Source organism: Metapseudomonas cellulosilytica, assembly GCF_049334135.1.
In the GTDB taxonomy this organism is placed as follows: Bacteria; Pseudomonadota; Gammaproteobacteria; order Pseudomonadales; family Pseudomonadaceae; genus Metapseudomonas.
In genome coordinates, this window is the sequence record NZ_JBHZGN010000036.1 from 19,425 (window position 1) to 45,146 (window position 25,722).

The 25,722-nt window shown below is 65.8% G+C and carries 28 protein-coding genes; 16 read left to right on the top strand and 12 right to left on the bottom strand.

Translation table 11 applies throughout. The features are described from left to right. Positions 1 to 54: 54 nt before the first annotated feature. Positions 55 to 1,668 carry a BCCT family transporter gene (locus ACFW0H_RS28055; RefSeq protein ID WP_422917127.1) on the bottom strand — a complete coding sequence of 538 codons (1,614 nt, stop codon included), beginning with the start codon at positions 1,666 to 1,668 and terminating at the stop codon, positions 55 to 57. A 213-nt stretch (positions 1,669 to 1,881) separates the two neighbouring features. Further along, positions 1,882 to 2,961, bottom strand: coding sequence for a tartrate dehydrogenase (locus ACFW0H_RS28060; RefSeq protein ID WP_422917128.1), 1,080 nt, complete (start codon positions 2,959 to 2,961; stop codon positions 1,882 to 1,884). A 107-nt stretch (positions 2,962 to 3,068) separates the two neighbouring features. Between ACFW0H_RS28060 and ACFW0H_RS28065 the strand changes: the two genes are divergently transcribed. Further along, positions 3,069 to 3,992, top strand: coding sequence for a LysR substrate-binding domain-containing protein (locus tag ACFW0H_RS28065; protein ID WP_422917129.1), 924 nt, complete (start codon positions 3,069 to 3,071; stop codon positions 3,990 to 3,992). A gap of 176 nt (positions 3,993 to 4,168) precedes the next feature. On the opposite strand, the gene ACFW0H_RS28070 is transcribed toward ACFW0H_RS28065, so the two are convergent. The 3 genes from ACFW0H_RS28070 to ACFW0H_RS28080 all read right to left on the bottom strand — a co-directional run bounded on the left by ACFW0H_RS28070 (position 4,169) and on the right by ACFW0H_RS28080 (position 6,448). Then, entirely contained in the window at positions 4,169 to 5,071 is a 903-nt protein-coding gene (locus tag ACFW0H_RS28070; protein ID WP_422917130.1) for a class I SAM-dependent methyltransferase, read from the bottom strand. Between the two features lie 67 nt (positions 5,072 to 5,138). Next, positions 5,139 to 5,879: a sulfite exporter TauE/SafE family protein gene (locus ACFW0H_RS28075; RefSeq protein ID WP_422917131.1), complete on the bottom strand. Its 741-nt coding sequence runs from the start codon at positions 5,877 to 5,879 to the stop codon at positions 5,139 to 5,141. 65 nt (positions 5,880 to 5,944) lie between these two features. After that, positions 5,945 to 6,448, bottom strand: coding sequence for an anthrone oxygenase family protein (locus tag ACFW0H_RS28080; RefSeq protein ID WP_422917132.1), 504 nt, complete (start codon positions 6,446 to 6,448; stop codon positions 5,945 to 5,947). A gap of 249 nt (positions 6,449 to 6,697) precedes the next feature. On the opposite strand from ACFW0H_RS28080, the gene ACFW0H_RS28085 reads away from it, so the two are divergent. The 3 genes from ACFW0H_RS28085 (at position 6,698) to ACFW0H_RS28095 (ending at position 8,251) form a co-directional block, all read left to right on the top strand. Beyond that, positions 6,698 to 6,976, top strand: a complete 279-nt coding sequence (locus ACFW0H_RS28085) for a hypothetical protein (RefSeq protein WP_422917133.1) — start codon at positions 6,698 to 6,700, stop codon at positions 6,974 to 6,976. A 75-nt stretch (positions 6,977 to 7,051) separates the two neighbouring features. Continuing rightward, entirely contained in the window at positions 7,052 to 7,363 is a 312-nt protein-coding gene (locus ACFW0H_RS28090; RefSeq protein WP_422917134.1) for a YgaP family membrane protein, read from the top strand. 177 nt (positions 7,364 to 7,540) lie between these two features. Next, positions 7,541 to 8,251, top strand: a complete 711-nt coding sequence (locus ACFW0H_RS28095; protein WP_422917135.1) for an rRNA pseudouridine synthase — start codon at positions 7,541 to 7,543, stop codon at positions 8,249 to 8,251. A 202-nt stretch (positions 8,252 to 8,453) separates the two neighbouring features. Here the strand turns inward: ACFW0H_RS28095 and ACFW0H_RS28100 are convergent, their stop codons facing one another. Further along, a complete protein-coding gene (locus ACFW0H_RS28100) occupies positions 8,454 to 9,251 on the bottom strand; it encodes a putative hydro-lyase (RefSeq protein ID WP_422917136.1) in 798 nt (265 codons plus the stop codon). A 97-nt stretch (positions 9,252 to 9,348) separates the two neighbouring features. Further along, positions 9,349 to 10,302, bottom strand: a complete 954-nt coding sequence (locus ACFW0H_RS28105; protein ID WP_422917137.1) for a LysR family transcriptional regulator — start codon at positions 10,300 to 10,302, stop codon at positions 9,349 to 9,351. A 294-nt stretch (positions 10,303 to 10,596) separates the two neighbouring features. Between ACFW0H_RS28105 and ACFW0H_RS28110 the strand changes: the two genes are divergently transcribed. The 4 genes from ACFW0H_RS28110 to ACFW0H_RS28125 all read left to right on the top strand — a co-directional run bounded on the left by ACFW0H_RS28110 (position 10,597) and on the right by ACFW0H_RS28125 (position 14,323). Then, complete coding sequence (locus ACFW0H_RS28110; protein ID WP_422917138.1) at positions 10,597 to 11,880, top strand: MFS transporter; 1,284 nt, start codon at positions 10,597 to 10,599, stop codon at positions 11,878 to 11,880. Positions 11,881 to 11,955: 75 nt separating this feature from the next. Next, entirely contained in the window at positions 11,956 to 12,699 is a 744-nt protein-coding gene (locus tag ACFW0H_RS28115; protein ID WP_422917139.1) for a 5-oxoprolinase subunit PxpA, read from the top strand. Beyond that, positions 12,696 to 13,409: a 5-oxoprolinase subunit B family protein gene (locus tag ACFW0H_RS28120; RefSeq protein ID WP_422917140.1), complete on the top strand. Its 714-nt coding sequence runs from the start codon at positions 12,696 to 12,698 to the stop codon at positions 13,407 to 13,409. Before ACFW0H_RS28115 ends, ACFW0H_RS28120 begins: the two co-directional genes overlap by 4 nt. After that, on the top strand, positions 13,406 to 14,323 hold the full coding sequence (locus ACFW0H_RS28125; RefSeq protein WP_422917141.1) for a 5-oxoprolinase subunit C family protein: 918 nt from the start codon (positions 13,406 to 13,408) through the stop codon (positions 14,321 to 14,323). Before ACFW0H_RS28120 ends, ACFW0H_RS28125 begins: the two co-directional genes overlap by 4 nt. Before the next feature lie 100 nt (positions 14,324 to 14,423). On the opposite strand, the gene ACFW0H_RS28130 is transcribed toward ACFW0H_RS28125, so the two are convergent. Next, positions 14,424 to 15,323, bottom strand: a complete 900-nt coding sequence (locus ACFW0H_RS28130) for a LysR substrate-binding domain-containing protein (protein ID WP_422917142.1) — start codon at positions 15,321 to 15,323, stop codon at positions 14,424 to 14,426. Positions 15,324 to 15,570: 247 nt separating this feature from the next. Between ACFW0H_RS28130 and ACFW0H_RS28135 the strand changes: the two genes are divergently transcribed. From ACFW0H_RS28135 to ACFW0H_RS28155, 5 genes are all read left to right on the top strand, one after another. Continuing rightward, complete coding sequence (locus ACFW0H_RS28135; protein WP_422917143.1) at positions 15,571 to 16,686, top strand: ABC transporter ATP-binding protein; 1,116 nt, start codon at positions 15,571 to 15,573, stop codon at positions 16,684 to 16,686. Positions 16,687 to 16,705: 19 nt separating this feature from the next. Further along, on the top strand, positions 16,706 to 17,638 hold the full coding sequence (locus ACFW0H_RS28140) for an ABC transporter permease (protein WP_422917144.1): 933 nt from the start codon (positions 16,706 to 16,708) through the stop codon (positions 17,636 to 17,638). After that, entirely contained in the window at positions 17,638 to 18,444 is an 807-nt protein-coding gene (locus ACFW0H_RS28145; protein WP_422917145.1) for an ABC transporter permease, read from the top strand. Before ACFW0H_RS28140 ends, ACFW0H_RS28145 begins: the two co-directional genes overlap by 1 nt. A gap of 15 nt (positions 18,445 to 18,459) precedes the next feature. Then, complete coding sequence (locus ACFW0H_RS28150) at positions 18,460 to 19,494, top strand: ABC transporter substrate-binding protein (protein ID WP_422917146.1); 1,035 nt, start codon at positions 18,460 to 18,462, stop codon at positions 19,492 to 19,494. Positions 19,495 to 19,558: 64 nt separating this feature from the next. Next, on the top strand, positions 19,559 to 21,016 hold the full coding sequence (locus tag ACFW0H_RS28155; protein WP_422917147.1) for an amidase: 1,458 nt from the start codon (positions 19,559 to 19,561) through the stop codon (positions 21,014 to 21,016). A 122-nt stretch (positions 21,017 to 21,138) separates the two neighbouring features. Here ACFW0H_RS28155 and ACFW0H_RS28160 read toward each other — a convergent pair whose 3' ends face one another. Both ACFW0H_RS28160 and ACFW0H_RS28165 read right to left on the bottom strand, forming a co-directional pair. Further along, on the bottom strand, positions 21,139 to 21,441 hold the full coding sequence (locus ACFW0H_RS28160) for a hypothetical protein (protein WP_422917148.1): 303 nt from the start codon (positions 21,439 to 21,441) through the stop codon (positions 21,139 to 21,141). After that, entirely contained in the window at positions 21,441 to 21,659 is a 219-nt protein-coding gene (locus ACFW0H_RS28165; RefSeq protein ID WP_422917149.1) for a hypothetical protein, read from the bottom strand. The genes ACFW0H_RS28160 and ACFW0H_RS28165 overlap by 1 nt, the downstream gene beginning before the upstream one ends. Before the next feature lie 217 nt (positions 21,660 to 21,876). Between ACFW0H_RS28165 and ACFW0H_RS28170 the strand changes: the two genes are divergently transcribed. Then, positions 21,877 to 23,013: a carboxylate-amine ligase gene (locus ACFW0H_RS28170; protein WP_422917150.1), complete on the top strand. Its 1,137-nt coding sequence runs from the start codon at positions 21,877 to 21,879 to the stop codon at positions 23,011 to 23,013. On the opposite strand, the gene ACFW0H_RS28175 is transcribed toward ACFW0H_RS28170, so the two are convergent. Continuing rightward, entirely contained in the window at positions 23,010 to 23,696 is a 687-nt protein-coding gene (locus tag ACFW0H_RS28175; RefSeq protein WP_422917151.1) for an RES family NAD+ phosphorylase, read from the bottom strand. The two genes, ACFW0H_RS28170 and ACFW0H_RS28175, sit on opposite strands and share 4 nt — an antisense overlap. Then, positions 23,696 to 24,097: an MbcA/ParS/Xre antitoxin family protein gene (locus ACFW0H_RS28180; RefSeq protein ID WP_422917152.1), complete on the bottom strand. Its 402-nt coding sequence runs from the start codon at positions 24,095 to 24,097 to the stop codon at positions 23,696 to 23,698. The genes ACFW0H_RS28175 and ACFW0H_RS28180 overlap by 1 nt, the downstream gene beginning before the upstream one ends. A 214-nt stretch (positions 24,098 to 24,311) precedes the next feature. On the opposite strand from ACFW0H_RS28180, the gene ACFW0H_RS28185 reads away from it, so the two are divergent. Then, positions 24,312 to 24,905, top strand: a complete 594-nt coding sequence (locus ACFW0H_RS28185; RefSeq protein ID WP_422917153.1) for a TetR/AcrR family transcriptional regulator — start codon at positions 24,312 to 24,314, stop codon at positions 24,903 to 24,905. Between the two features lie 111 nt (positions 24,906 to 25,016). After that, on the top strand, positions 25,017 to 25,538 hold the full coding sequence (locus ACFW0H_RS28190) for a gluconokinase (RefSeq protein WP_422917154.1): 522 nt from the start codon (positions 25,017 to 25,019) through the stop codon (positions 25,536 to 25,538). Positions 25,539 to 25,722 lie beyond the last annotated feature (184 nt).

Consider the following 25,722-nt stretch of genomic DNA (forward strand, 5'->3'; position numbering starts at 1 on the left):
GGCTGAAGCCCACCCTACCCTGCACGTCCCTGTGCAGGCTCGGCACAACTCAACTCATTGCGCGGTGGCAGTGCTCAGGCGGACTTTCTCCTCGCCCCGGGGCGGCTCGACGCTCTCGTCCAGGCCACGGCGCACCGCTTCTTCCTCGATCAGGTGGGCCGGCATGCTGCCGTAGTCCTCCATCATCCATTTGAAGAAGCCGTAGATCTTGGTCAGCAGGATCGCCAGGAAGGGAATCGCGGTCAGCACCACGGCGGTCTTCATGGTGGACAACGACGCCTTGGCGAACAGCATGGCCAGCGGGATCAGGGTCAGCATCACGCACCAGAACAGGCGGTGGGTCGGTGTCGGGTCCTGGCCTTCCTGGAGGTTGCGGGTGCTGGTGGCCGCCACGGCATAGGCCGCCGCGTCCATGTGGGAAGCGCAGAACACCGCCATGATGAACAGGTACACCGCCAGGAATACCTTGCCGAAGGGCAGCGCGGTCAGCAGCACTTCCACGGCCGTCTCACCGCCCTGCTCGCTGAGAATGCGCGGCACGTCGATGGCCCCATTGATGAACTGGTGCATGCTGTAGCTTTCCAGGGCACCAAAGAAGAACCAGCAACCCAGGCTGCCGCCGAGCAGCAGCGCGGCAACCACTTCCTTGATCTTGCGGCCCTTGGACACGCGGGTGACGAACATGGCCACGCCCGGTGCGTAGGACACCCACCACAGCCAGTAGAACACCGTCCAGTTGCGGGTGAAGGCACCGTCGCCGGCCGGGTCGGTGAACAGGCTCATGTGCACGTAGTTCTGAATCATCAGGCCGATGGCGTTGGCAGTGTTGTTCAGGGTGAACTGAGTCGGGCCGACCAGGAACACCACGCCGGCGAAGCCCAGGGCGCCCACGCAGACCATTTTCGACAGGCGCTGCATGCCGTCATCGATGCCGATGTAGGAGCTGAGGGAGAAGATCACCGCCACGGCACCAATCACCACCAGCTGGGTGACGAAGGTGTCCGGGATGCCGGTCAGGCCTGACAGGCCACGGGTCAGGGTGGACGCGGTGAGCGCCAGGGACACGGTCAGCGCACCGAACATGGTGAGCAGGAAGATCATGTCCACCGCCCGGCCCACCGGGCCGTTGGCGCGAAAGCCGGTGACCGCCTCGATGATCGAGGCCAAGCCCAGGCCGCTCTTCTTGCGCACGTGGAAGTGATAGGCCAGCGCCAGCGACGACAGCGCGTAGAGCGCCCAGGCGCTGATGCCCCAGTGGAAGAACGAATAGCTGACGCTGAAGTCCAGCGCCTCGCGGGTACCGGGAGCGATGTTCAGGCCGGGGGTCTGGTAGTAGTAGGCCCACTCCATCACGCCCCAATAGAGGGTCGAGGACCCCATGCCGGCGCAGATGAACATGAACACCCAGGTCATGGTCGGGTATTCCGGCTTGCCGTTGCCGAGGCGGATGTTGCCGTACTTGCTGAACGCCAGGTACAGCACGGCCAGGGCGCAACCGAACACGAAGAGCTGCACGGCGGTGCCGAAGGTGCGGGTGGAAATTTCGAAGAGGCGATTGGCCAGCGCCTCCGATTCAGCGGGGAAAGCAGCAAGGCCGAACACGGTCAAGGCCACGGCGATCAGGCTCGCCGTGATCAAGAACATGTCTTTCTTATTGTTGTTGGACATCGATGTCTCCTGGAACTGGATACCCCGGGCCTCCTTCAGGCAGGGAGGTCACCGGACTACGCTATTTGTTAATCATTGGTTTACGTTAATCCATTGGTTAACAGCTTGTCCGAAATACGCCTTCAAAGCAACTCCTGTCGGACAATTTGCAGGCCGTCTGTCACCTGCAAAAACGCAACGGCCGCCCGTTATCACGGGGCGGCCGGATGGAACTCAAAGCGCGTCGGCGATCGCCTTGCCCACTTCCTGGGTCGAAGCCTTGCCCCCCAGATCCGGGGTGACCGGACCTTCGGCGATGACCTGCTCGATGGCGCGCAGGATGCCGTCGTGGGCCGCCTTGTAGCGCTCATCGCCGTTGCCGAGGAAGTCCAGCATCAGCGCGCCGGACCAGATCATGGCGATGGGGTTGGCGATATTGCGGCCGTAAATGTCGGGCGCCGAACCATGCACCGGCTCGAACAGGGACGGGAAGTTGCGCTCCGGGTTGAGGTTGGCCGAGGGCGCGATGCCGATGGTGCCGGCGCAGGCCGGGCCCAGGTCGGAGAGGATGTCACCGAACAGGTTGGAGGCCACCACCACATCGAAACGGTCCGGCTGCAGCACGAAGCGCGCACAGAGGATGTCGATGTGCTGCTTGTCCCACTTGATCTCGGGGTACTTCTCCGCCATCGCGGCGACCCGCTCGTCCCAGTAGGGCATGCTCACCGCCATGCCATTGGACTTGGTGGCGGCGGTCAGTTGCTTGCGCTCGCGGGTCTGGGCCAGGTCGAAGGCGTACTTGAGGATACGGTCGACGCCACGGCGGGTGAACACCGACTCCTGCAGCACGAACTCGTGCTCGGTGCCCTCGAACATGCGGCCGCCCAGGGCGGAGTACTCGCCCTCGGTGTTTTCGCGGATCACCACGAAGTCGATGTCGCCCGGCTCGCGGCCGGCCAGCGGGCACGGCACCCCGGGGAACAGACGCACCGGACGGATGTTCACGTATTGGTCGAAGTCGCGGCGGAACTTCAGCAGCGAGCCCCACAGGGAGATGTGGTCTGGCACCTTGTCCGGCCAGCCCACGGCACCGAAGTACAGGGCGTCGAAGCCCTTGAGCTGCTCGAACCAGTCGTCCGGCATCATCTTGCCGTGCTGCAGGTAGTAGTCGCAGCTGGCCCACTCGATGGTCTCGAAGGACAGGTCCAGGCCCCACTTGCGGGCCGCCGCCTCGACGACCCGCAGGCCCTCGGGGAGAACTTCGTTGCCGATGCCGTCGCCGGGAATGGCGGCAATCTTGAATGTCTTGCTCATGGTCGTGCCCCTGGTGAAGACGCCCTGTTCAGGCGGTGTGACGACCATGCTATAAGGACTATCCGCAAAGATAATCCAGCACTTCATTGATAGATAAGACACGAATCGTGAATAGTCTGCCGAACCTTGAAGACCTCCGCGTCTTCGTCCTGGTAGCCCGCCGCTCCAGTTTCGCCGCGGTGGCCAGCGAGATGGGCACCTCCCCCGCCTTCGTCAGCAAGCGCATCCGCCTGCTGGAAGAAAGCCTCGGCGTGCGCTTGCTGCACCGCACCACCCGGCGGGTGGCGGTGAGCGAGGACGGCGAGCGCGTATACCGCTGGGCTCAGCACATCTTCGACGCGGTGGAGCGGATGACCGATGAAGTCTCCGAACTGCACCAGGAACCCCGTGGGCAACTGCGCATCGTCAGCAGCTTCGGCCTCGGCCGACGCCTGGTGGCCCCCGCACTGTCCGAACTGTCGGCGCGCTACCCGGCCCTGGACATCCGCCTGGACCTGTTCGACCGCCTGGTGGACCTGATCGACGAAGGCTTCGACCTGGACATCCGCATCGGCGACAACATCGCCCCCAACCTGATCGCCAAGCCGCTGGCGACGAACAGCCGCATCCTCTGCGCCGCTCCCGCCTACCTGGCGCGCCAGGGCACACCCGGAAGCCTGGCGGAACTGGCCGGCCACGACTGCCTGGTGATCAAGGAACGCGACCATCCCTTTGGCCTCTGGCGCCTGCACGGGCCGGCGGGCGAGGAAAGCGTGAAGGTCACCGGGCCGCTGTCGGCCAACAACGGCGAGATCGTCCACCAGTGGGCAGTGGACGGCCGCGGCATCGCCCTGCGTTCCTGGTGGGACGTGGGCGAAAGCCTGGACAATGGCCGTCTCGTGCACGTGCTGCCCGAGTACAGCCAGCCGGCGAACATCTGGGCGGTGTACGCCGCGCCGCTGGACACCTCGGCCAAGATCCGCGTGACGGTGGAGTTCTTCCGCCAGTATTTCCAGGAGCGCCGTAGCCAGGGCCTCGACCACCTTTCGTAAGGTCGATCACGCTTCATCGATCCACCAGGGACGCCCGGCCGGCAGCAGACCATCACGTCCCGATCGGGCGACAAAAGGTGTTACACCAAAGTCGAATAGTGCCGCGGGTTTCGCAGCGCCAACGCCAGGTATCGACTAACGTGAATTTGTCCCCTTGCTAAGGACAGTTCGAGCCGTCACGGTCGCCACCTCCCCCCGTAAGTTGCATGCGCCGTGACGGCTTCTTTTATCTCCGCGCAAACGACCGATCCGCCTTCCCCCCGCTTCACCGCTTGCAGGGTGTAGCTCAGGGGCAGTCGCCAGCGGTCCCGCTTCAACCGCCATTCCCCCAAGTCATCCAGCACCATCCGCCCCGGCAGGGCTTCCCAGGGAAGGCTGTCGTGCTCTTCCAGTGCGGTGAGCTGCAGGCCGTGCTTCAGCAATGCGGAAACCACCTCGCCCAGGCCATGATTCCACTCGTGGGTGCGGGTCGCCGTCAGGCTGGCGTCGGTCTCCACATAGCTGCTGTCGTCGTCCCACACCGTGGGCTCGGTTCGCTCGAAATAGGGGTAGTCGATCACCAGGGCATCCTCGCGCGCCTCGTTCACCGCGTAGAGCATGGGGTGCCCCTCGCGCATGAACAGCCGTCCACCGGGTTTCAACAGGGCGGATACCACCCGCGCCCAGTCGTCGATGCGCGGCAGCCAGTTGATGGCGCCGATGCCGGTGTAGACCAGGTCGAAAGCGCCTACCGGCAGCACCTGGTCGGCGCGGTAGACATCGGACTCGACGAAGCCGATTTCCACCCCGCAGCGCCGCGCCAGCAGGCCTGCCTGTTCGAGGGAGGTCGGCGAGAAATCGAGGCCGGTCATCTGTGCGCCCAGTCGGGCCAGCGACAGGGTGTCAGTGCCGATATGACACTGCAGATGCACGCCGCTCAGGCCGGCGATGTCACCCAGGCGCGGCAGGTCGAAGCGCACCACCTCCGACAGGTAGCCGGGCTCGGCGACGAAGCGCTCCACCGCGTAATCGCGAGAAGCTGCGTGCAGCGGCGCGCGCTCGTCCCAGTTGGCCTTGTTCAATTGCATGGAATCGCTCATGGGGCAGAACTCCTTTCTTCCCTCGGTCAAAAGCGCTGCAACGCTAGACCAGCTGAAAGGCCAGCGTCTAGGCGTTCTGCACGATCAGCTGCACGCCCGTCACCAGCAGCCCGGCCCAGGCGATGCGATAGAACCAGCTGTGGTTGACCCGGCTCTGTAGCCAGATGCCCAGCCACACCCCGAACACCACGACCGGCGCCAGGGCCAGGCTGGCGGTGAGGCTGGTGCGGGTGAACTGCCCCAGCAACGCGTAGGGCACCACCTTGACGGCATTGGTCAGCAGGAAGAAGCAATTCACCGTGGCGACGTAGCGCACCTTGTCCATCTGCTGCGGCAGCAGGTACATCATGATCGGCGGGCCGCCGGCATGGGCGACGAAGCTGGTGAAACCGGCGATGCCGGACAGCAAGGTGCCCTTGCCTGCCCGGGGTTCGCTGGGGGCCTGGGCCGCCGCGGCATTCAGCACGTTGAGCAGGAAGAAGGCGATGGCGATGCCACCGATCATCAGGCCGATCAGCCGCTCGCTGAGCAGCCCGAAGCTGAGGGTGCCCGCCAGCACGCCCAGCAGCGCGCCGGGCAGCATGATCTTCAGGTTGCGCACGTCCCACTTGCCGTAGAAGCGGCGCAGGCCGGTGATATCCGCCATGCAGAGGATCGGCAGCATGATCGCCGCCGCCTGGGTCGGCGGCATCATCAGCGCCAGCAGCGGCACCGCGATGCCACCCAGGGCGCCACCGAAGCCACCCTTGGAAATGCCCGTGAGCAACACGGCGGGGATGCCCAGGAGAAAGAGCTCGACAAAAGACATCGGGGCCGGCCTTATCGATCAGGGATGGAAAAAGGGGCGCCATTATGGCGGGAAAATCTCGCCCCTCAATCCACCGTCAGCATCAGGCACATCCCCACGATCATCACCGCTGCCGCCAGCAGCGCCGTGCCGGTGCGCACATGGTTCCAGCGCGTCCACTCCTCCACATAGTTGCGCCAGGGGGCGACCGATTCCGGGCTACCCGCATCCAACCGTGCCAGGGCGTTGTTGCGCGGAACGTTGCAGGCCAGGGTCACCGCGAAGTTGCCCAGCAGGTAGAGCAGGCTGCCCAGCAGCAGGAAGAAGGTGCCGGGCATTTCCCAGGTGGAAAGGGCATAGAGGACCAGCAGCGCGCAGGCGCCGGTGGTACCCATGAAGAGGCCGAGGAACCAGCGGTTGAGCACGGTCCGGTTGATCGATTGCATGGCGGTGATGCCCGCTTCCGGGTGGATGCGCGCGAGCGCCTGCATCACGAAATTGGAAAAGGCGAAAAAGAGTCCGCCCATCAGCCCGCAGGCGACGGCGGTGAGCAAGGCCAGCAGGAAGGCCAGGTCGTCGATGAATGCCATGGTCGGCCCCTTGGAAATGGCGTGGATGTGTCAGGGTTCACGGGTGAGGTTCGATGCCGCCAGCCCAGGCCTGTCTGCCGGCCTGGCCACGAGCCGCGGGCCAATCGGCAAGCCCCGTGGTTCCCGCGTGCCCGCAAGCGCGATCGCCCGTTGGTCGCCCATCTTCCTGCCCTCCTCCGCCCCATGCATTCTGGACCAACCGGGGATTTCTGCCGCCCGGTCGCCGTTCGAACTACCGAGGACACAAGCATGGCCGATGAAAGTGAATACAGCCGGCTCCTGCACGAGGTCCGGCAGTCGCCGATCTTCCGTGGAGTACAGGCGGTGCAGTGGTTCGGGGTGGTGATGTTCCTGATGGCCGTGGGGCTTGCGGTGTTTTCCGAGATCACCGCCACCCACGGCGGCGTCACCCTGATCGTCGCGTTCGGCATCCTGGGGCTGCTGTCCCTGGTGTCGGCCCGATTCATCCTCAGCCTGTACCTGCTGAGTTACAGCAAGAAAGCGGGGAAAGGCCACGCCCGGAGCTGACCACTCATCCCGGCGCCTGAACGCGCGGCGCCCAAGGTCGGTCAAGTGTCAAACCAACGCGAGAGGATGCAGACCATGGACAACCAATGGCGGACCATGGACCCGGCATACGAGCCGAACGTCCACGGCTGGGAGCGGGCCGGCTCCATTGTCAGCGGCCTGCTGATGGCACGGCGCGGTTTCCGTCGGGGCGGCCTGTCGGGTATCTGGAACGTCGGGGTGGGCGCCGCCCTGCTGCTGCGCGGGCTGACCGGTCACTGCTACGTGAAGGAAGTGCTGCACGACCGCCGGGAAGCCTTGCACCACTTGCGTGACGACCTGGAACGCCTGCAACGCGCGGTGGACAAACTGGTGAAGGAGTCGGCGGTCAAGGCGCCACAGGCCTGAGCCAGCCTCACTCGCCAAACCCTGGTGCTCCCGCAGGACGGCGCCAGCGCCGGTTTGCGGGTAGCGGCCAGGGCATTCGACGATGGACTGCAGGTCGATCGATCCGGAATGTCCCTGCAGCGGTCCGCCCTGCAAAGGGTTTACCATTGCGCCCCCAATTCTCTTGCGGCGCATCCCATGACCGACCCCATCCGCTTGTCCAAACGTGTTATCGAACTGACCGGCTGCTCGCGCCGGGAGGCGGAGCTGTACATCGAAGGTGGCTGGGTCACGGTGGATGGCGAGGTGGTCGAGCAGCCGCAGTTCAAGGTGGAGGAGCAGGCCGTGGCCCTGCTGCCCGGCGCCACCCCGGCCCTCCTGGAGCCTATGACGCTGCTGCTGAACCAGCCGGCCGGCCTGGCACTGGAAGCCGCCCAGCGCCTGCTGTCGCCGCAAAGCCACTGGCCGGACGACCGCGCCGAAGTGCGCCTGCTCCGGGGCCACTTCGCCCGCCTGACCAGCACCCTGCCCTTGCAGCCGGGGGCCAGCGGCCTGCTGGTGCTCACCCAGGACTGGCGCGCCCTGCGCAAACTGAACGAGGACGCCGCCAAGCTGGAGCAGGAGTATGTGGTGGAAGTGACCGGCAGCCTCGTGGAGAACGGGCTGGAGCGCCTCAAGCGTGGTATCCGGGTCAGGAACCAGGAGCTGCCGCCGGTCAAGGCCAGCTGGCAGAACGAAACCCACCTGCGCTTTGCCCTGAAGAACCCGAAACCGGGCCTGATCGTGGCCTGCTGCGCCGCCGTTGGCCTGGAAGTGGTGGGCATGAAGCGCATCCGCATCGGCGGCGTCCCCATGGGCAAGGTGCCTGTCGGGCAGTGGCGCTACCTCGGCGAGCGCGAGAAGTTCTGAGCCCACACCCTCCAACGAGAGCGGGCCCACGGGGTCCGGACCTCAACCCCGGGGTCTTGAGTGCGTAGGATGGGTGGAGCAACGCGATACCCATCACCCACGCCGATGGGTATCGCTGAACTTCACCCATCCTACGAAAGCCTGGCCCACGAGGTCAGGCTGTCCACATGGCGATACCCGTCGACAGCAGTACCCCAGCCCGTCACACCTCGCCGTACAGCTTGTCGCTCACCAGCATGTGGCCCGGCGCGTGGGTGATGTAGAGCTCGGGCTCCGCCTCGGCCAGCACCGCCTGGGGGGTGACGCCGCAGGCCCAGAACAGCGGGATTTCATCCTCGGCCACCGGCACCGGGTCACCGTAGTCCGGGGTGGCGAGGTCGCGGATGCCGATCAGCGCGGGATCGCCGATATGCACCGGCGCGCCGTGGGTCATGGGGAAGCGCGCGGTGATCTCGATGGCGCGCACGGCGTCGGCGGCCTTCAGCGGACGCATGGAGACCACCGTCTTGCCCGCCAGGCGCCCGGCCGGATGGGTGTCGATGGCGGTGCGGTACATGGCGACGTTGCGGCCGAGCTCGATATGCCGCAGGTGGATGCCGGCATCCAGCAACGCCTGTTCGAAGGAGAAGGAGCAGCCGATGGCGAAGGCGACGAAGTCCGCCTCCCAGAGCTCGCCGATATCGGTCACTTCCTCGAAGTCCCGCCCCCGCCGATGGACACGGTAGCGCGGTACATCGCTGCGTACGTCCACATCCACCCCCAGTTTCTCGAAACAGGGCGAGCCGGGTTCGGTGACATCCAGCAGCGGACAGGAACGCGGGTTGAGCACGCAGAAGCGCAGGAACTCGTCCGCCCAGGACTTCTGCAGAATCACGATATTGGCCTGCAGGTGGCGCTGGCCGAGGCCGCTGGTGTGGCCGCTGTAGTCGCCACGGCGGATCAGCCTGCGCAGTTCGCGAGGGGAAAGTTGGGCAAGTTGCTTGAGGTCAGGCGTGCTCATCGGCCGGCTCCGGTTGTTGTTCTGGCGGCTATTCAGGGGCGCGCGGGTCCGGCCGTCCAACAAGAAATTTCCGGGACCGGGCATCGGGAAAATTGAATCACAGCGGACGCAGTCGCCCTTCGCCCTTTTTCAGCTCGGCCGGCACGAAATGCGCCTTGCCCACGTTCTCGGCGTAGTGCGCCACCACCGACTTGCTCACGTTCACCACCTGCTCCACCAGCTCCAGGCCGGTGCCGCCGCGCCAGGACATCACCAGCGGCAGGCTCGGCGGCATCGGGCCGATACGCAGGATGGTCAGTTCGCCCCGTTCCAGTTCCTGGCTCACCAGGGCCGGCGGCAAGGCGCCGATACCGAAACCGTCGCGCAGCAGGCGGGTCATGGCCGCCACCGAGTTCACGCAGCTCAGGCGCGGTGCCGCCACGCCATTGGCGTGCAGCAGGCTGAGCACATCCTGGTGCGGCCGAGAATGCTTGGAGAAGGTCACCACCCGCTCGCGGGCCAGCTCGGCCAGGGAGGCGTAGTCGCGGTGATAGATGGAGCCGGTGGAGACGATCCAGCACAGCGGATAGCTGCCCAGCTCGAGGTTGAGCACCGACTCATGGCGCAACGGATCGGTGCCGAAAATCAGGTCCAGGTAGCCCTTCTGCAATTGCTCGGAGAGGTTGCGCGCGGTATCGGCCATCAGCTCGATCTCCACCGCCGGGTACAGCTCGTTCACCTTGGACACCAGCGGGCTCAGCCAGGTGTGGATCACCGTATCCATGGCGCCGATGCGGATGCGCCCCTGGGTGGCGGCACTGGTATCGATCGCCTGCTTCAGGGCGTGCATGGTGTCCATCATCTGCTCGGCGTACTCCAGCACCTTGTGGCCTTCGGGCGTCAGGGTCACGCCGCGGGAATCGCGCACGAACAGCTTCACCCCCAGTTCGTCCTCCAGCACTGCGATGCGACTGGAGATGGACGCCTGGGTGCTGAAGAGCTTCTCGGCGGTCAGGCGAAAGCTTTTCAGGCGGGCTACCCAGACGAAGGTTTCAAGGAACTTCAGGTTCATGGCGGTTACCAGCACGCTAGGGGTCAAACACGGCAAAAGCGAAAAGATACCGTAGATTCAAGCACTTCCTGTGCCAGATGGCACCACGAACGACGAACGCGGCCCTGCGGCCGAGGAACAACTCCAGTCCTGGCGGCATGGGCCGGGTATTGGAATTTCTTATCCCCGGGGGCCGGTTTAATTAGTTGGACGGCCCCGCGACCCCGGCTCAAGAATCGGCCCATAGGCTGCGGGCGCCGACTTTGCAGCTGCCGAATGCTCATACAACGCCAAGAACAGCGATCGGAGTACCCCATGCAAAAACAAGCGACCCACGCGGGCGGCCTGGACCACGACCACGGCGGCCATTTCGGCTGGTACCGGGCCCTCAGCAAGCAGGAACGACGGACCTTCTGGAGCTGCAAGATAGGCTACGGCCTGGATGGCATGGACACCCAGATGCTCAGCTTCGTCATCCCCACGCTGATCGCCGTCTGGGGTATCAGCACAGGTGAAGCCGGCCTGATCCACACCCTCACCCTGCTCGCCTCCGCCGCTGGCGGCTGGGTGGCCGGCATCCTCTCCGACCGCATCGGCCGCGTGCTGACCCTGCAACTGACGGTACTCTGGTTCGCCTTCTTCACCTTCCTCTGCGGCCTCGCGCAGAACTACGAACAACTGCTGATCGCCCGCACCCTGATGGGCTTCGGCTTCGGCGGCGAGTGGACCGCCGGCGCGGTGCTCATCGGCGAAGTCATCAAGGCCAAGGATCGCGGCAAGGCCGTGGGGCTGGTGCAGTCCGGCTGGGCCATCGGCTGGGGCTTTACCGCCCTCCTCTACGCCGTGATGTTCAGCATCCTGGCACCGGAAGACGCCTGGCGCGCACTGTTCATGCTCGGCCTGCTGCCGGCGATCTTCGTGATCATCGTTCGCCGCCTGGTGAAGGAGCCGGAAATCTACAAGGAAGCGCAGAAGCACAACCAGGGCGCCGAGAAGGTCAACTTCTACGAAATCTTCGCACCCGGCATGCTCAGCATCACCCTGCGCGCCTCGCTGCTGACCACCGGCGCCCTGGGCGGCTACTACGCCATCACGTCCTGGCTGCCGACCTTCCTCAAGGCAGAACGCGGCCTGACCGTACTCGGTACCGGCGGCTACCTGGCGATGGTGATCCTCGGTTCCTACGTGGGCTACGTGATCAGCGCCTTCCTCACCGACCTGATCGGCCGCAAGAAGAACTTCATCCTCTTCGCCGTCGGCTCCTTCATCGTGGTGCTGCTCTACACCCAACTGCCGGTCAGCAACGGCGCCATGCTCTGGCTGGGCTTCCCCCTGGGCTTCTTCGCCTCGGGCATCTTCAGCGGCATGGGCTCCTTCCTCACCGAACTGTTCCCCACCCGTATCCGCGGTTCGGGCCAGGGCTTCTGCTACAACATCGGCCGCGCCGTCGCTGCCTTCTTCCCGATGCTGATCGGCATCCTCAGCCAGCACGTTTCGCTGGGCGCGGGCATCGGTGGTTTCGCCGCGGTGTCCTACGGGGTGGTCATCCTCGCCGCCCTCAGCCTGCCGGAAACCCGCGGCAAGCAACTCGAAATCTGACCCCTCTCAGCTGCACCCACCCGCTGCCGTGCCATTGGCCGGCAGCCGGGCACCCCATTACCTGAAGGACTGACCATGAGCAGACTGCTTCTGAACTGCGATATCGGCGAAAGCTTCGGCGCCTGGAAGATGGGCCTGGACGCCGAGGTGATGCCGCTGATCGACTGCGCCAACATCGCCTGCGGATTCCACGCCGGCGATCCCGGCACCATGCGCCGCACCATCGCCCTGGCGGTGCAGCACCGGGTGAGCATCGGCGCCCACCCCGGCTACCCGGACCTGGTGGGCTTCGGCCGCCGCTCCCTGGCCTGCACCCCGGCCGAGGTGGAAGACCTGATGCTCTACCAGATCGGTGCCCTCGACGGCCTCTGCCGCGCCCAGGGCGCCCGGGTCAGCTACGTGAAGCCCCATGGCGCGCTGTACCAGGACATGATGCGCGACCCGGCCGTCCTCGCCGCGGTGATGCGTGCCGTGGCGGCCTACGATGGGCAACTGCCGCTGATGCTGATGAGCACCCGCGACAACGGCGCCGCCCAGGCCATCGGCGACGAATACGGGGTGACCCTCTGGTTCGAGGCCTTTGCCGATCGCGCCTACGATGGCGCGGGTTACCTGGTGTCCCGCAGCCTGCCCGGCGCGGTGCACCACGACCCGGAATTGGTGGTGGCCCAGGCCATCGCCCTCGCCCGCGGGGAATCCCTGCGGGCCAGCGACGGCAGCGAGCTGCCGCTGAAGGCCCACACCCTTTGCGTACATGGCGACAACCCGGGGTCGGTGGCCGCGGTCAAACGCATACGTGAAGCACTGGAGGCCCAATGAGCACCCCGCAGCTGCGCATCGAAGTGGCGGCCATCGACAGCTTCATCCTGCGGCTGTTCGATCGCATCGACGAAGCCAACATGCCCTGGATGCTGGCCGCGGGCACGCGGTTGCGCGAGGCCTTCGGCACCGCCCTGGTGGACCTGGTGCCCTCCTATACGACCCTGCTGCTGCACTACGACCTCCAGCAGCTTGACCCGCGCCAGGCCCGCGAGCTGATCGCCGGCGCGCTCACCGGTCTCAGCCCGGAAACCCGCGCCACTGGCCGCGCCCACGTCATCCCCACCTGGTACGACCCGCGCGTGGGGCCGGACCTGGAGCCCCTGGCACAGCGCAAGCAGATCAGCGTGGCCGAACTGGTCCAACGCCACAGCCAGCGCGAATACCAGGTGTTCGCCCTGGGCTTCACTCCCGGTTTCGCCTTCATGGGCCTGGTGGAGGAAGCCCTGGCCGCCCCGCGCCTGACCACACCGCGTAAACGCATCGCCCCTGGCAGCGTCGGTATCGCCGAGCGGCAGACGGCGGTCTACCCGGTGGAGAGCCCCGGCGGCTGGAACATTCTCGGGCGCACCCCGGTACGTCTGTTCGACCTCGGCCTGCCCGGCTACAGCCTCCTGCAGGCCGGTGACCGGGTGCGCTTCGAGCCCATCGACCATGCCGAATTCATTCGCCTGGGTGGCGACGACACACCGCTGGAGCCTTGCAAATGAGCCTTGTCATTGACAGCAGCACCCCCTTCATCCTGCTCCAGGACAAGGGCCGCTTCGGTTGCCGCCACCTGGGCGTGACCCAGGGTGGCGCACTGGACTGGGTGTCCATGGGCTGGGCCAACTGGCTGCTGGGCAACCCGCTGGATGCGGCGGTGGTGGAAGTCGGCCTGGGCGCCTTCAGCCTTACCTGCGAGCGCGACGGCGCCTTGGCCATCGCCGGCGCCGACCTGGGCGCCACCCTCGACGGCCAGCCGCTGCCGGCCTGGGGCGCCTTCAAAGTGCGCAGCGGCCAGCACCTGGCCTTCGCCCACCCGCGCCAGGGCGCCCGCGCCTACCTCGCGGCGCCGGGTGGTTTCCTCGGCGAACGCCAGCTCGGCAGCCTGTCCTCGGTGGCCCGGGAAGAACTGGGCGGCCTGCATGCCGACGGCAAGGCCCTGGCCGCCGGCGACCGGCTACGCTGGCAAGGCGAAGTCCGGCAGCTGCGGGACATGCCGCGCAAGTGGCTACCCGACCTCAGCGGCGATGCCCGACTGGAGCTGATCCTCGGCGCCCAGGCCGGCGACTTTTCCGGCCAGAGCCTGTTCGATGCCTTCAACAGCCAGTGGGCGGTGGACACCCGCGCCGACCGCATGGGCGTGCGCCTGCTCGGGCCTGCGTTGGCCTGCAAACGCCAGTCGATGATTTCCGAAGGCATCGCCCTGGGCGCTGTGCAGGTCCCGCCGGACGGCCAGCCCATCGTGCTGCTCAACGACCGCCAGACCATCGGCGGCTACCCCCGCCTCGGTGCCCTGACCCCGCTGGCCGTGGCCCGCCTGGCCCAATGCCTGCCCGGCGCCCCCCTGCGATTCGTGCCAACCGTGCAGGAAGCGGCCCATGAGGCCCACAGGAAAGCACTGGCGGGATGGTGGGGCTGATGAGCTCGTTGTAGGGGCGAATTCATTCGCCAAGCAGACCGCAGGTCTGCCAGTGGAATCCCCCGGGCAACTGCGTTGCCCTTGGCGAATGAATTCGCCCCTACCCGGAAAACGCCTCCGGGAACTCCTCCCGCAACGCCCCGGAAATCCACTCGAGGAACCACTCCACATCCGCCGTCACCCGTCCCGGTGGGGTCAGCAGCTGGTAGCTTTCCAGGGGCACGTCCACATCCACGGCCTTGACCAGCGAACCGTCCTCCAGCTCCTTGCGCACCAGCACCTCATTGGCCAGGGCGATGCCACGGCCGCTTTCGGCCAGTGACAGCACGTAGTCGTTGCTCACGTAGAGCACGTCGGGGTTGACCTGCACCTCGACGCCGACGCTGGAGAACCAGAGGTTCCACCACTCGCTGTCGTAGTGGATGAGCTGGTGTCGGGCGAGGTCCTCTACCCGTTCGATGGGACCGACGCGGGCCAGGTATTCCGGCGAGCAAACCGGAAAGACCCGGGGCCGCATCAGGGTGGCGAGGGCTCCGCCGTACTGCCCGGGCATGCCGTAGACGATGCCCAGGTCGGCGCTGCGCCCGTCCACCTCGGTGAAGGTGGAATTGGGTTCGATCAGCAGCTTCAACCCCGGTCGCATGCGGCTCACCGCCTCCAGCCTGGGCGTAAGCCAGCGCTTGGCGAAAGCCGGTACCGCGAAAATCTTCAGCCAGCGCACTTCTCCCTGGCGGGCCACCTCGTCGCCAGCGTCGGCGATTTCCGTAAGGGCGGCACTGATCCGCGCGTAGTAGGCGCGCCCCGCCGGCGTGAGCTCGACGCCACGCGGGGTACGGTCGAACAGTTGCACCCCCAGCCAATCCTCCAGCAGCTTCACGTGGCGGCCAATGGCCGGCTGGGTGACGTGCAGGGCCCTGGAGGCCGCGACATAGCTGCCCAACTGGGCGGCCGCCTCGAAGGCGCGCACGGCATTGAGCGGTGGCAAACGGCGAATGGACATGGAAGGCGCTGACCTTTCTGGCTGTTAGTTTTCTTAATACCACATGTAAGAAAATTGAGCTTTATAGCCTGCAGCCCCTGCCAGATGATCGGTCCCGAGGCGCCAATAACAACAACCTCCCGATCCACTCCCTGTTACGCCCGGCCACCGCCGGGACTGCCTAGAACAACAATCGAAAAGCCCGTGGACCCGGGCCCGGCCGCCAGCCTGCGCGGCCAGCCGACCACGGGGAACAGGAGACGCAGTGATGAATGCGGTGCATGTTCCGTTGCCCACGGCAGCGGTGTCGGTTCGCTCGGTCCGCAAGGTCTATGGTGATCCGCAGAACGGGCCGGTGGCCCTGAAGAACGTCGACCTGGATATCCGCGACAACGAGTTCTTCACCCTCCTCGGCCCTTCCGGCTGCGGCAAGACCACCCTGCTGCGGATGATCGCCGGCTTCGAGTTCCCCAGCGCCGGGGAAATCCTCCTCTACGGCGAGAACATCGCCGACCTGCCGCCCTTCAAGCGCCCGGTCAACACCGTGTTCCAGCACTACGCGCTGTTTCCCCACATGACCATCGCGGAAAACCTCGCCTTCGGCCTGGAATCCCACCCGATGGGCAAGCGCATGAGCCGCACCGAGGTGGCCGAGCGGGTGCGCGAGATGCTGGCGATGGTGCAGATGGAGCGCTTCGCCGAACGTCGCCCGAGCCAGCTCTCCGGCGGCCAGCAGCAGCGCGTGGCCCTGGCCCGCGCCCTGGCGCCGCACCCCAAGGTCCTGCTGCTGGACGAGCCCCTCTCCGCGCTGGACCTCAAGCTGCGCCAGGCCATGCGCGAGGAGCTGAAAAGCATCCAGGCGCGTACCGGCATCACCTTCATCTTCGTCACCCATGACCAGGAAGAAGCCCTGGCCATGTCCGACCGCATCGCCGTGCTTTCCGAAGGCCAGGTGCAGCAGGTGGGCCGGCCGGACGAGATCTACGAGCGGCCGCGCAATCGCTTCGTCGCCGACTTCATCGGCGAGACCAATTTCATCGAGGCGCGCCTGTTGCAGGAAGAAGGCGGCCAGGCGATCTACCAGGGCCCCGGCGGCAAGCCATTCCGCGCCGCCGCGCGGGAAGGCGTGAAGCCGGGCCAGGACGTCTGCCTGTCGATTCGTCCGGAGCGCCTGCACCTGGTGGAGGCGGCCCAGAGCGGCGCCATCCCCTGCCGCGTCGACAACCAGGTCTACCTCGGCACCGACCTGCACTACCACGTCAGCCTCGGCGACGGCAGCCGCCTCACCGTGCGCACGCCCAACCGTGCCGGCCAGCGCTTCCGCGCCGGCGAGGCCGCCGCCCTGCTGCTGGATCCGGACAGCGCCAGCGTGCTGCTGGATTGACCCCGACGAGGCCATCGCCATGAATCCGACAACCCTTGTGCCCGGCGCCCGCCTGGCGCGCCGCCAGGCCATGCAGAGCTTCCTCGGCGTCTCACCCGCCCTGGCCGCCATCGGCCTGTTCCTGATCCTGCCGATCCTGATCGTGGTCGCCTACTCGCTGATGGAAGCCAATCCCTACGGCGGGGTGAATCGCGTCTTCAGCACTGAGTCCTATCTGTCGCTGCTGTTCGAGCGCCAGCTGGACGACAGCCTGGCCTTCGCCGACTCCTACCTGGTGATCGCCCTGCGCTCCGTGGGCATCGCCGCCGCCACCACGCTCATCACCCTGCTGGTGGGCTTTCCGGTGGCGGTGTGGCTGGCCATGCAGCCGGCCCATCGCCGCGGGCTGCTGATCTTCCTGATCACCGTGCCCTTCTGGGCCAACCTGTTGATCCGCACCTACGCCTGGATCCTCCTGCTGCGCGGCAGCGGCGTGGTCAACGGCGGCCTGATGGGCCTCGGCCTGATCGACCAGCCGTTGCAGCTGCTCTACACCGACGGCGCGGTGCTGCTGGGGCTGGTCTACACCTACGCGCCCTTCGTGGTGCTGCCCATCTACGCCTGCCTGGAGAAGATGGACATGCGCCTGCTGGAAGCCGCCCAGGACCTCTACGCCGGCCGCTGGCGCACCCTGCGCAAGGTGGTGCTGCCCATCGCCCGGCCGGGCATCCTCGCCGGCGCCATCCTCACCTTCGTGCCTTGCCTCGGCGCCATGATCGCCCCGGAACTGCTCGGCGGCGGGACCAGGATGATGCTCGGCAACCTGATCTTCCGGCAGTTCAGCGATGCCCGTAACTGGCCCTTCGGTGCCGCCCTGTCGCTGGTGCTGATGGCCGCGGTGATGCTGGTACTGACCCTTTATGCGCTGCGCGCCGAGCGCCAGCGCCAGCGCCAAGCGCGCGGAGGTGTGTGATGGTGCGCCTGTTCGGCAAGGCCCGCCTGGGCGTGCAGGATTTCCCCGGTTTCGGTGGATTCAGTTTCCTGTTCTATCTCTACCTCTACGCGCCGATCCTGGTGCTGGTGGTGCTGTCGTTCAACGCCAACCAGTCGGCCACCATCTGGACCGGCTTCAGCCTCGACTGGTACCGCGCCGCCTTCGCCAACCAGGCGTTGCGCCAGGCAGCCGGCAACAGCCTGCTGATCGCCGTGTGCGCGAGCCTCGCGGCCACCGCCATCGCCACCCTGGCGGCCCTGGGCACCTCGCGGGGCGCGAAGTTCAAGGGCATGCGCCTGTCCATCGGCGCGATCATGCTGCCCCTGGTGCTGCCGGAGATCGTGGTCGGCGTCGCCACCCTGGCGCTGTTCTCCACCCTCGGCCTGTCGCTGGGCTACGGCAACCTGATCATCGCCCACACGGTGTTCTGCATTCCCTTCGCCTACCTGCCGATCCGCGCCCGCCTGGACGATATGGACCTGTCCCTGGAGCAGGCCGCCGCCGACCTCTATGCCGGCCAGTGGCGCACCTTCCGCAAGGTGACCCTGCCGCTGCTGATGCCGGGAATCGTCTCCGGGCTGATGCTGGCCTTCATCGTCTCGCTGGATAACTTCGTGATCTCGATGATGGTCTCCCAGGCCGGCACCACCACCCTGCCGATCTTCATCTTCGGCCTGCTGCGGATGGGCGTGACGCCCGACGTGAACGCCGTTTCCACCTTGATCCTCGGGGTCTCCGTGCTGTTCGTGACCCTGTCCTACCTGCTCGGCAAGAAAAAACACTAATCGGAGAGCCAACCCATGAACGCAGTGATGAAAACCCTGGGCGCCGGCCTGGCGCTGAGCCTCAGCCTGTCCGCCCAAGCCGATGGCCAACTGAACGTGGTGAGCTGGAGCGGTTATTTCTCGCCGCAGATCCTGGAGAAGTTCCAGAAGGAAACCGGCATCAAGGTCACGGTGGATTCCTACGATTCCAACGAGACCCTGCTGGCCAAGCTCAAGCAGGGCGGCACCGGCTATGACCTGGCCATTCCCTCCCACCAGTTCGTCCCGATCCTGGTGCAGGAGCAGCTGCTGGAGCGCTTCGACCCCGTGCAGCAGCCCTACTACGCCAGCATCGTCGACAACCTGAAGAAGCCCAGCTGGGACCCGGAGGGCGCCTACTCGGTGCCCTTCATCTGGGGCACCACCAGCGTCGTGGTGGACACCGCCACCTGGAAAGGCCCGACCGACAGCCTGGCGCTGCTGTTCCAGCCACCGGCGGAGCTGCAGGGCAAGATCAACATGTTCGACTCGGCCAGCGAGGTGATAGACGCCGCCAGCGTCTACCTCGACATCCCGCTGTGCAGCGAGGACCCCAAGCAGATGCAGCAGGTGCTGAACCTGCTCAAGGCGCAGAAGCCCTTCGTCAAGACTTACAGCTCCAAGGCCGGCTCCATTCGCGAGAACCTGGCCTCCGGGGAGATCGACATGTCGCTGTTCTGGGGCGGCTCCTCCATGCGCGCCCGGGAAATGAAACCGAGCCTGCGCTACCTCTATCCGAAGGAAGGGGTGATGGCCTGGGTGGACAACCTGGTGATCCCCAAGGGCGCGCGCAACCCGGATAACGCCAAGCGCTTCATCGCCTTCCTGAGCCAGCCGGAGAACGCCGCGCTGACCCAGAACTTCCTCAAGCACCAGAGTCCGGTCAAGGGCGTGGAGCCCTACCTGGACGCCAGCCTGAAGGACGCCCCGGAGCTGCACATCCCCGAAGGCACCAAGGTGCTGTTCAGCAAGACCTGCGGCGAAGGCGCCATCCGCCTGGCCGACCGGGTCTGGACCAACCTGATGCGCTGAGGCGCCCGGCCCCGCCCATGTGGGCGGGGCATTCCGCAACCCGCCGTTTGCCCAAGGCAGAACCATGAGCAGTCAAAAAGAATCCATCAGTGAGCTGGTGCAGCTGCCGGCCCACCAGCTTTCCCTGCACATCCGTCAGCGCCAGGTGTCCTGCCGCGAGGTGATGCAGGACTACCTGGCCCATATCGAGCGCTTCAACCCCAGGGTCAACGCCCTGATCAGCCTGCAGCCCGCCGAGCTCTTGTTGGCCGAGGCCGACCAGCGCGACGCCGAGCTGGCCCGTGGCGAGTACCGGGGCTGGATGCACGGCCTGCCCCATGCAGTGAAGGACCTGTCCCTGACCCGCGGCATCCGTACCACCCTGGGCTCGCCGCTGTACAAGGACCACGTGCCCGAGCGCGACGGCATCATGGTCGAGCGCCTCAAGGCCGCCGGCGCCATCATCATCGGCAAGAGCAACACCCCGGAATTCGGCCTCGGCTCGCAGACCTACAACCCGCTGTTCGGCGCCACTGGTTGCGCCTACGACCCGAGCCGCACCGCTGGCGGCAGCAGCGGCGGTGCGGCGGCGGCCCTGGCCATGCGCCTGGTACCGGTGGCCGATGGCAGCGACATGATGGGCTCGCTGCGCAACCCGGCGGCCTTCAACAACATCATCGGCTTTCGCCCCTCCCAGGGCCGGGTGCCCTTCGACGATGCCGCCGACCTGTTCTTCGACCAACTCGGCTACGAAGGCCCCATGGGCCGCAACACCCGCGACGTCGCCCTGCTGCTGTCGGTGCAGGCCGGCGGCGATGCGCGCGCGCCGCTGTCCATCGCCGAAGGCGGACAGGACTTCGCGGGCACCCTGCAGCGGGACTTCAAGGGCGCCCGCCTCGGCTGGCTGGGGGACTTCGACGGTTACCTGTCCATGGAGCACGGCGTGCTGGAGCTCTGCCGCGCCGCCTTCAAGGACTTCGAGGCCCTGGGCTGCGCGATCGAGGAAAGCCGCCCGGACTATTCCATGGCCAGGCTCTGGGACACCTGGCGAACTCTGCGCCATTGGCAGGTGGCCAGCTCCCTCGGCAGCCACTACGGCGACCCGGCCAGACGTGAGCAGCTCAAGCCCGAAGCCATCTGGGAAGTGGAGAACGGCCTGCAGCTTTCCGCCATGGACGTCTCCCGCGCCTCCGCCGCACGCACCGACTGGTACCGCGCCATCCGCCAGCTGTTCGAACGCTATGACTACCTGCTGCTGCCCAGTGCCCAGGTCTTCCCCTTCGACAAGACCCAGCACTGGCCAAAAGAGATCGCAGGTCGGGCCATGGACACCTACCACCGCTGGATGGAGGTGGTGATCCCCGGCACCCTCTCCGGCTGTCCGGTGGCCAATGTGCCGGTAGGCTTCGACAGCCGCGGCCTGCCCATGGGGCTGCAGATCATCGGTCCGCACCAGGCGGACCTGGCCGTGCTGCAATTGGCCCACGCCTATGAACAGGCCAGCGGCTGGACCCGGCATGTGCCGGGGTGCCTGGTGATGTGATCAATGTAGGGGCGAATTCATTCGCCAAGGGATGCGCAGCGTCCCCCTGCGGGCTCGAAGGGCAGACCTTCGGCCTGCTTGGCGAATGAATTCGCCCCTACAAGGGCAACGGAGTTCAAACCCTACAACTGCACCCGCGCCGACTGTCCCTGCGCGGAACGGCTTTCCTGCTGCGGCCGCTGCCCGGACGCCGCCGTGCGCTCCGCAGGATTGGCGCTCAAGCGCTGGAACTCGAACACCGGTGTTTTGGCTGGCCGGCTGGGCATCGCGGTGGTACCCGGGCCCCGACCCGAGTACTGGCCGTAGACACCCAGCATGAACATGCCGATCACCATGAAGATGGCGACACGCTCGACCGACTTGGGACTCTTGCCGGCGGGCTGCTGCAGGACCTGCAGCCGCGGCTGACTGGCTACCCGTTTCATCAGTCGTCCAACACTCTGTCCATGAGTTCCAGCCCCAGGCGCTGGGTGCTGTATTCGTCCTGCAGCGCTTGCTCGCTGATGCCGGCCACCTTGGTACGGGGAATGGCAAGGTGCTGGTTGCGAAGGGTGATGGAGCAACTGCCATCGGCCTCCCACAAGCACTCGAACTGGAAGGTGACGCTCATCTTGTTCAAGGTGTCCTCAACCTGGCGAAGCATCAAATTATTCATTCTCAGTCCTCTCACCAATCGAGTAGCCGGACTGAAAAACCTAGCAGGGAAACTCGCCACGTAAATGTCATCGGGCGGCTATTCATCGGAAAGCTTCCTCCCGACAGATGACACCCCCGTTGCAGAAGCCTTGCTGACCAACGGTCCTTGAAACCTCGGCCAACGGGTACGTCACTTGCCTGTAGGCTCAATCGAGGCGGACCGTATGCCCAACGCCCCACTCGCCCCCAGCTTCGGAGTCGAAGAGACCTATTTCCTGGTAGACAAGCGCAGCCGGGACCTGCCTCCGCAACTGCCCGAGGGGTTCCTGCAGGTGGCCCGATCCACCTTCAAGGACAGTTTCAGCCAGGAGATGTTCCAGAGCCTGGTGCGCCTGGAGATGGTGCAACCCAACCTTCAGGAACTGGCGGAAGTCCGCGCCAGCCTGCTGGAGCGGCGCACCCGTCTGGCGGCCATAGCCGCGGAATTCCAACTGGCGCCCCTCTGTGTCGGCACCCACCCCTTCGCCAACTGGCATATCCAGGTGCCATCAGCGGAGCCGTACTATCAGCCGTTCTTCGAAGACCAGCGGATGATTGCCCATCGCAGCCTGATCTGTGGCATGCGCATCCATGTGGTCGTGCCTGCCGGGATCGACCGGGTCCGGGTGATGAACCGGGTGCTCGGCTGGCTCCCGTTGCTGCTCGCCCTGAGCGCCTCCTCGCCGTTGTGGAATGGGCGGCCGACCGGGCTGATGAGCTATCGCCAGGCGGTCTGCGCGGAGTGGCCGCACAAGGGCATTCCCGAGCACTTCCCCGACGAGCCGGCGTACGCCGCCTACCTGCAGTGGCTGATGGCCTCCGGAGCGATTCGCCGCGAAGGCGACCTCGGCTGGCATATCCGGCCATCCTCGCGCTTTCCCACCCTGGAGCTGATGGCGGCGGACGCCTGTCCATCGGTGGAGGATGCCCTGTGTGTGGTCGCCCTGTTCCGCGCCCTGGTGGCCTGGGCCATCGAGCAGGACGACGCCCCGCCGGACTCCCTGGTGCAACGCCTGGTGTTGAAGGAGAACTACTGGCGGGCGATGCGCTTCGGCATCCATGGCACGTATCTGGACACCTCGGGCGAGGCCAACCTCTCGGCGGGTGCCTGGCTCGCCCGGGCCCATGCCTGCTTCGGTGAGCGTGCCGAGGCCGAAGGCGATGGCCAGGGGTTCGTCCGCGGCCGGCATGTCCTGCGCTATGGCAGCAGCGCCGACCGGCAGTTGCTCCGCTATCGGGAATCCCTGCAAGCCGGCCTGCCACGCCAGCAGGCGCTGGTGGCGGTGGTGGATGAGCTGATCGCGGAGACCTGCGGTGGTTAGCCCACGGGGCTTAGCTTGATCACGCAGGAAATGCTCTGGGTACGGCCATCCCAGATATAGCGGAAGTGTTGTCCCTGCACCGGCAGGGTCACCGCTGGCGGACGGAAGGCCGCCACGCATTCATGCCCCGGCAACCGCACGCTGTTGTACAGCAGGCCCCATTTGCCGGCATTGCGATGCAGCCCGGCGAAGGCCTGGCTGCTGCCGTAGGTGGTGGGGTCCGGGTCATGCAGATCGACGCGGTCGCGCACATCGAGCATCGGGTTCACCACCTTGTTGACGTAGGAGCGCATGGTGATTTCGATGCTCCCCTCCTGGGTGGCGCGCCAGAACCGCTCCTGGTGATAGCGGGTTTCGGCGATGGCGGCATCGATGGAGCTGGCGCAGTAATAGACGCCGAAGGAACCGTCGGAAAAGCGGCTGGTACGGCCGATATGGGTGAACACCGCCATCACTACGGTGGAGCCCGCGCCGCTGACACGATCCTCGGGGGCGACGCGACTGATCTCACCCACCTGGTCTCGCAAGCGGTCGTTGGTCATGGCCTCGATGGCGTAGGCGAATTCGAGGTCGTCGGGGTCGAGGGTATCCTCGAACACGGAAATCGGCGGGAAGGCACTGTTGACCAGGCGATAGGCCCTGGTCCACTGCGGAATCCGTTCCACCAGGAGCTCCTGGGTCATCAGCCACGCACTCCATCGAGGTAACGGCGGACATCGGCCACGTCGACTACCTGGCCGCCAAGCATGTAATCCAGCGCACTGCGGCCATTGAACGGTGCGGCGCTGTTGGGTTTGTGGACCCATTCGTAGGCGCGCTCCTCGTGATTGCTGAAGAGGATGCGCAGGGACTTGTGAATGCCCATCAGGTAGGAGATGCGTTCCAGGGTGTCGTGAGGCAGACGCACGCTGGGCAGCTTCCTGTAGCTGAAGTAGGTGGTATTGCCGATGGAGCCCAGCAGGGTGCGCTGCTGCTCCTTGGTGCAACCCCACTTTTCCATCAGGTTGAAGAAGAACTTCAGCGCCACTCGGCCGGCTTCGCCGCTCTGGAGGTCCGGACTGGCATGGCTGGCGGGAATGCTCATGACGTCTCCTGGGTGAATGCTTTGATTTCGAGTCTACTACTGATCCGAATTATTTCAACTTATTTATTCGGATACGAAGAAACCACCTCCCTCCTTCCGGCCTGCGCGGGGGATCAATGGAAAAAAACGCCAAAGTAGCGGAGCGCTTTCGACCTAGGCCCCGGCGTCGGCGCTGGCTAGAGTGCCGGGCAAGCCACCCGCGAGAGCCATCGCCATGCTCGACGCCATCACCGCCCGCCGCTCCCGCTACCTGGAAAACCGCCACCTGGCGCTGGCCCTGTTCGCCGAGCAGGGCTACGGACAGGTCAGCATGCGCGACCTCGCGGCCCAGCTGGGGATCAAGGCCGGGTCCATCTACCACCATGTGGAAAGCAAGGAAGCGCTGCTCTTCGAGTTCATCGAGGAGCTGTACGAACAGTTGCTGGACAACGCCGCCTTGGCCGCACGCCGTCACCGCGATCCGGCCACGCGCCTGGCCGCACTGATCGAGGCGCACCTGGCCCTGCACGAATCCATGGGCCTGCAATTCCGTCTGGCCGAGCTGGAGGCCCGCTGCCTCTCCGGTGAACGCCTGGAGCAGGCCCGGGCGCTGCGCCAGGCCTACGAAGAAGCCTTGCTGCAGCCCCTGGCCCAACTGGCCGGCCAGCCCCTGGACGCCGCCGGACGCGGCGCGGTGGCCAGCATCGTTTCCCTGCTCAACCAGCTACCGGCCTGGCTGGACGCCAGCGGATTGCCACGCGGGCAAGGGCAGGAACTGATGAAACGGATGATCTTCGGGACGGTACACGGGGCGCTGCGCCTGCCCTGAACTGCGACATGGCTGCCTCGATCCGTCGTCGATATGGGGTTTTCGCCTCACAACGGGCCATTTTCCCTCCCATCGCCTAACGTTTTATCTAGCAGCATGGGAGAAAGCCCGATGTACCAGCCCATCAACGCAGTAGTGATCATGGGGGTTGCCGGCAGCGGCAAGTCCGCCGTGGCGCGGGCGCTGGAGGTGCGCTCCGGGGCGAGGCTGATCGAGGGTGATGCCTTCCACCCCGACCGCAACATCCAGAAGATGAGCACCGGCCAGCCCCTTACCGACAAGGACCGTGCCAGCTGGCTGCGTGCCTTGGAGAAACGACTGCAGCAGGCCCACGCCGCCGGCGAACATCCGATACTCACCTGCTCGGCCCTCAAGCGCAGCTATCGCGAGGGTTTGCGCCACGCCATTCCAGCGCTGGGTTTCGCCTACCTCGAACTCGCCCCTGAAGCCGCTCGCGAACGAATGGCCAGGCGCCGGGGGCATTTCATGCCGGTAAGCCTGCTGGACAGCCAGTTCGCCGACCTGGAGCCGCCGGTGGACGAACCCCTGACGCTGGTCCTCGACGCCACCGAGTCGGTCGAGGCCCTGGCCAAGGCCATCCACCAGTGGTGGCAGCAGCACGCGCCGGCCTGAGCTCTTGTGGGAGCGATTTCAATCGCGAATGAATTGGCTCCACAGGCCCTGTGCCGTCAGCCGTGTAGATACCGTCTTGCCCCTTAGTGGGCAAGGGCCAGTTTCGGATCGAATGGCCGACCCGATTTCAGCACGCCATAGGCGATGTGCAGCAGCTTGCGCATCGCCGCGCAAACGATCTGCT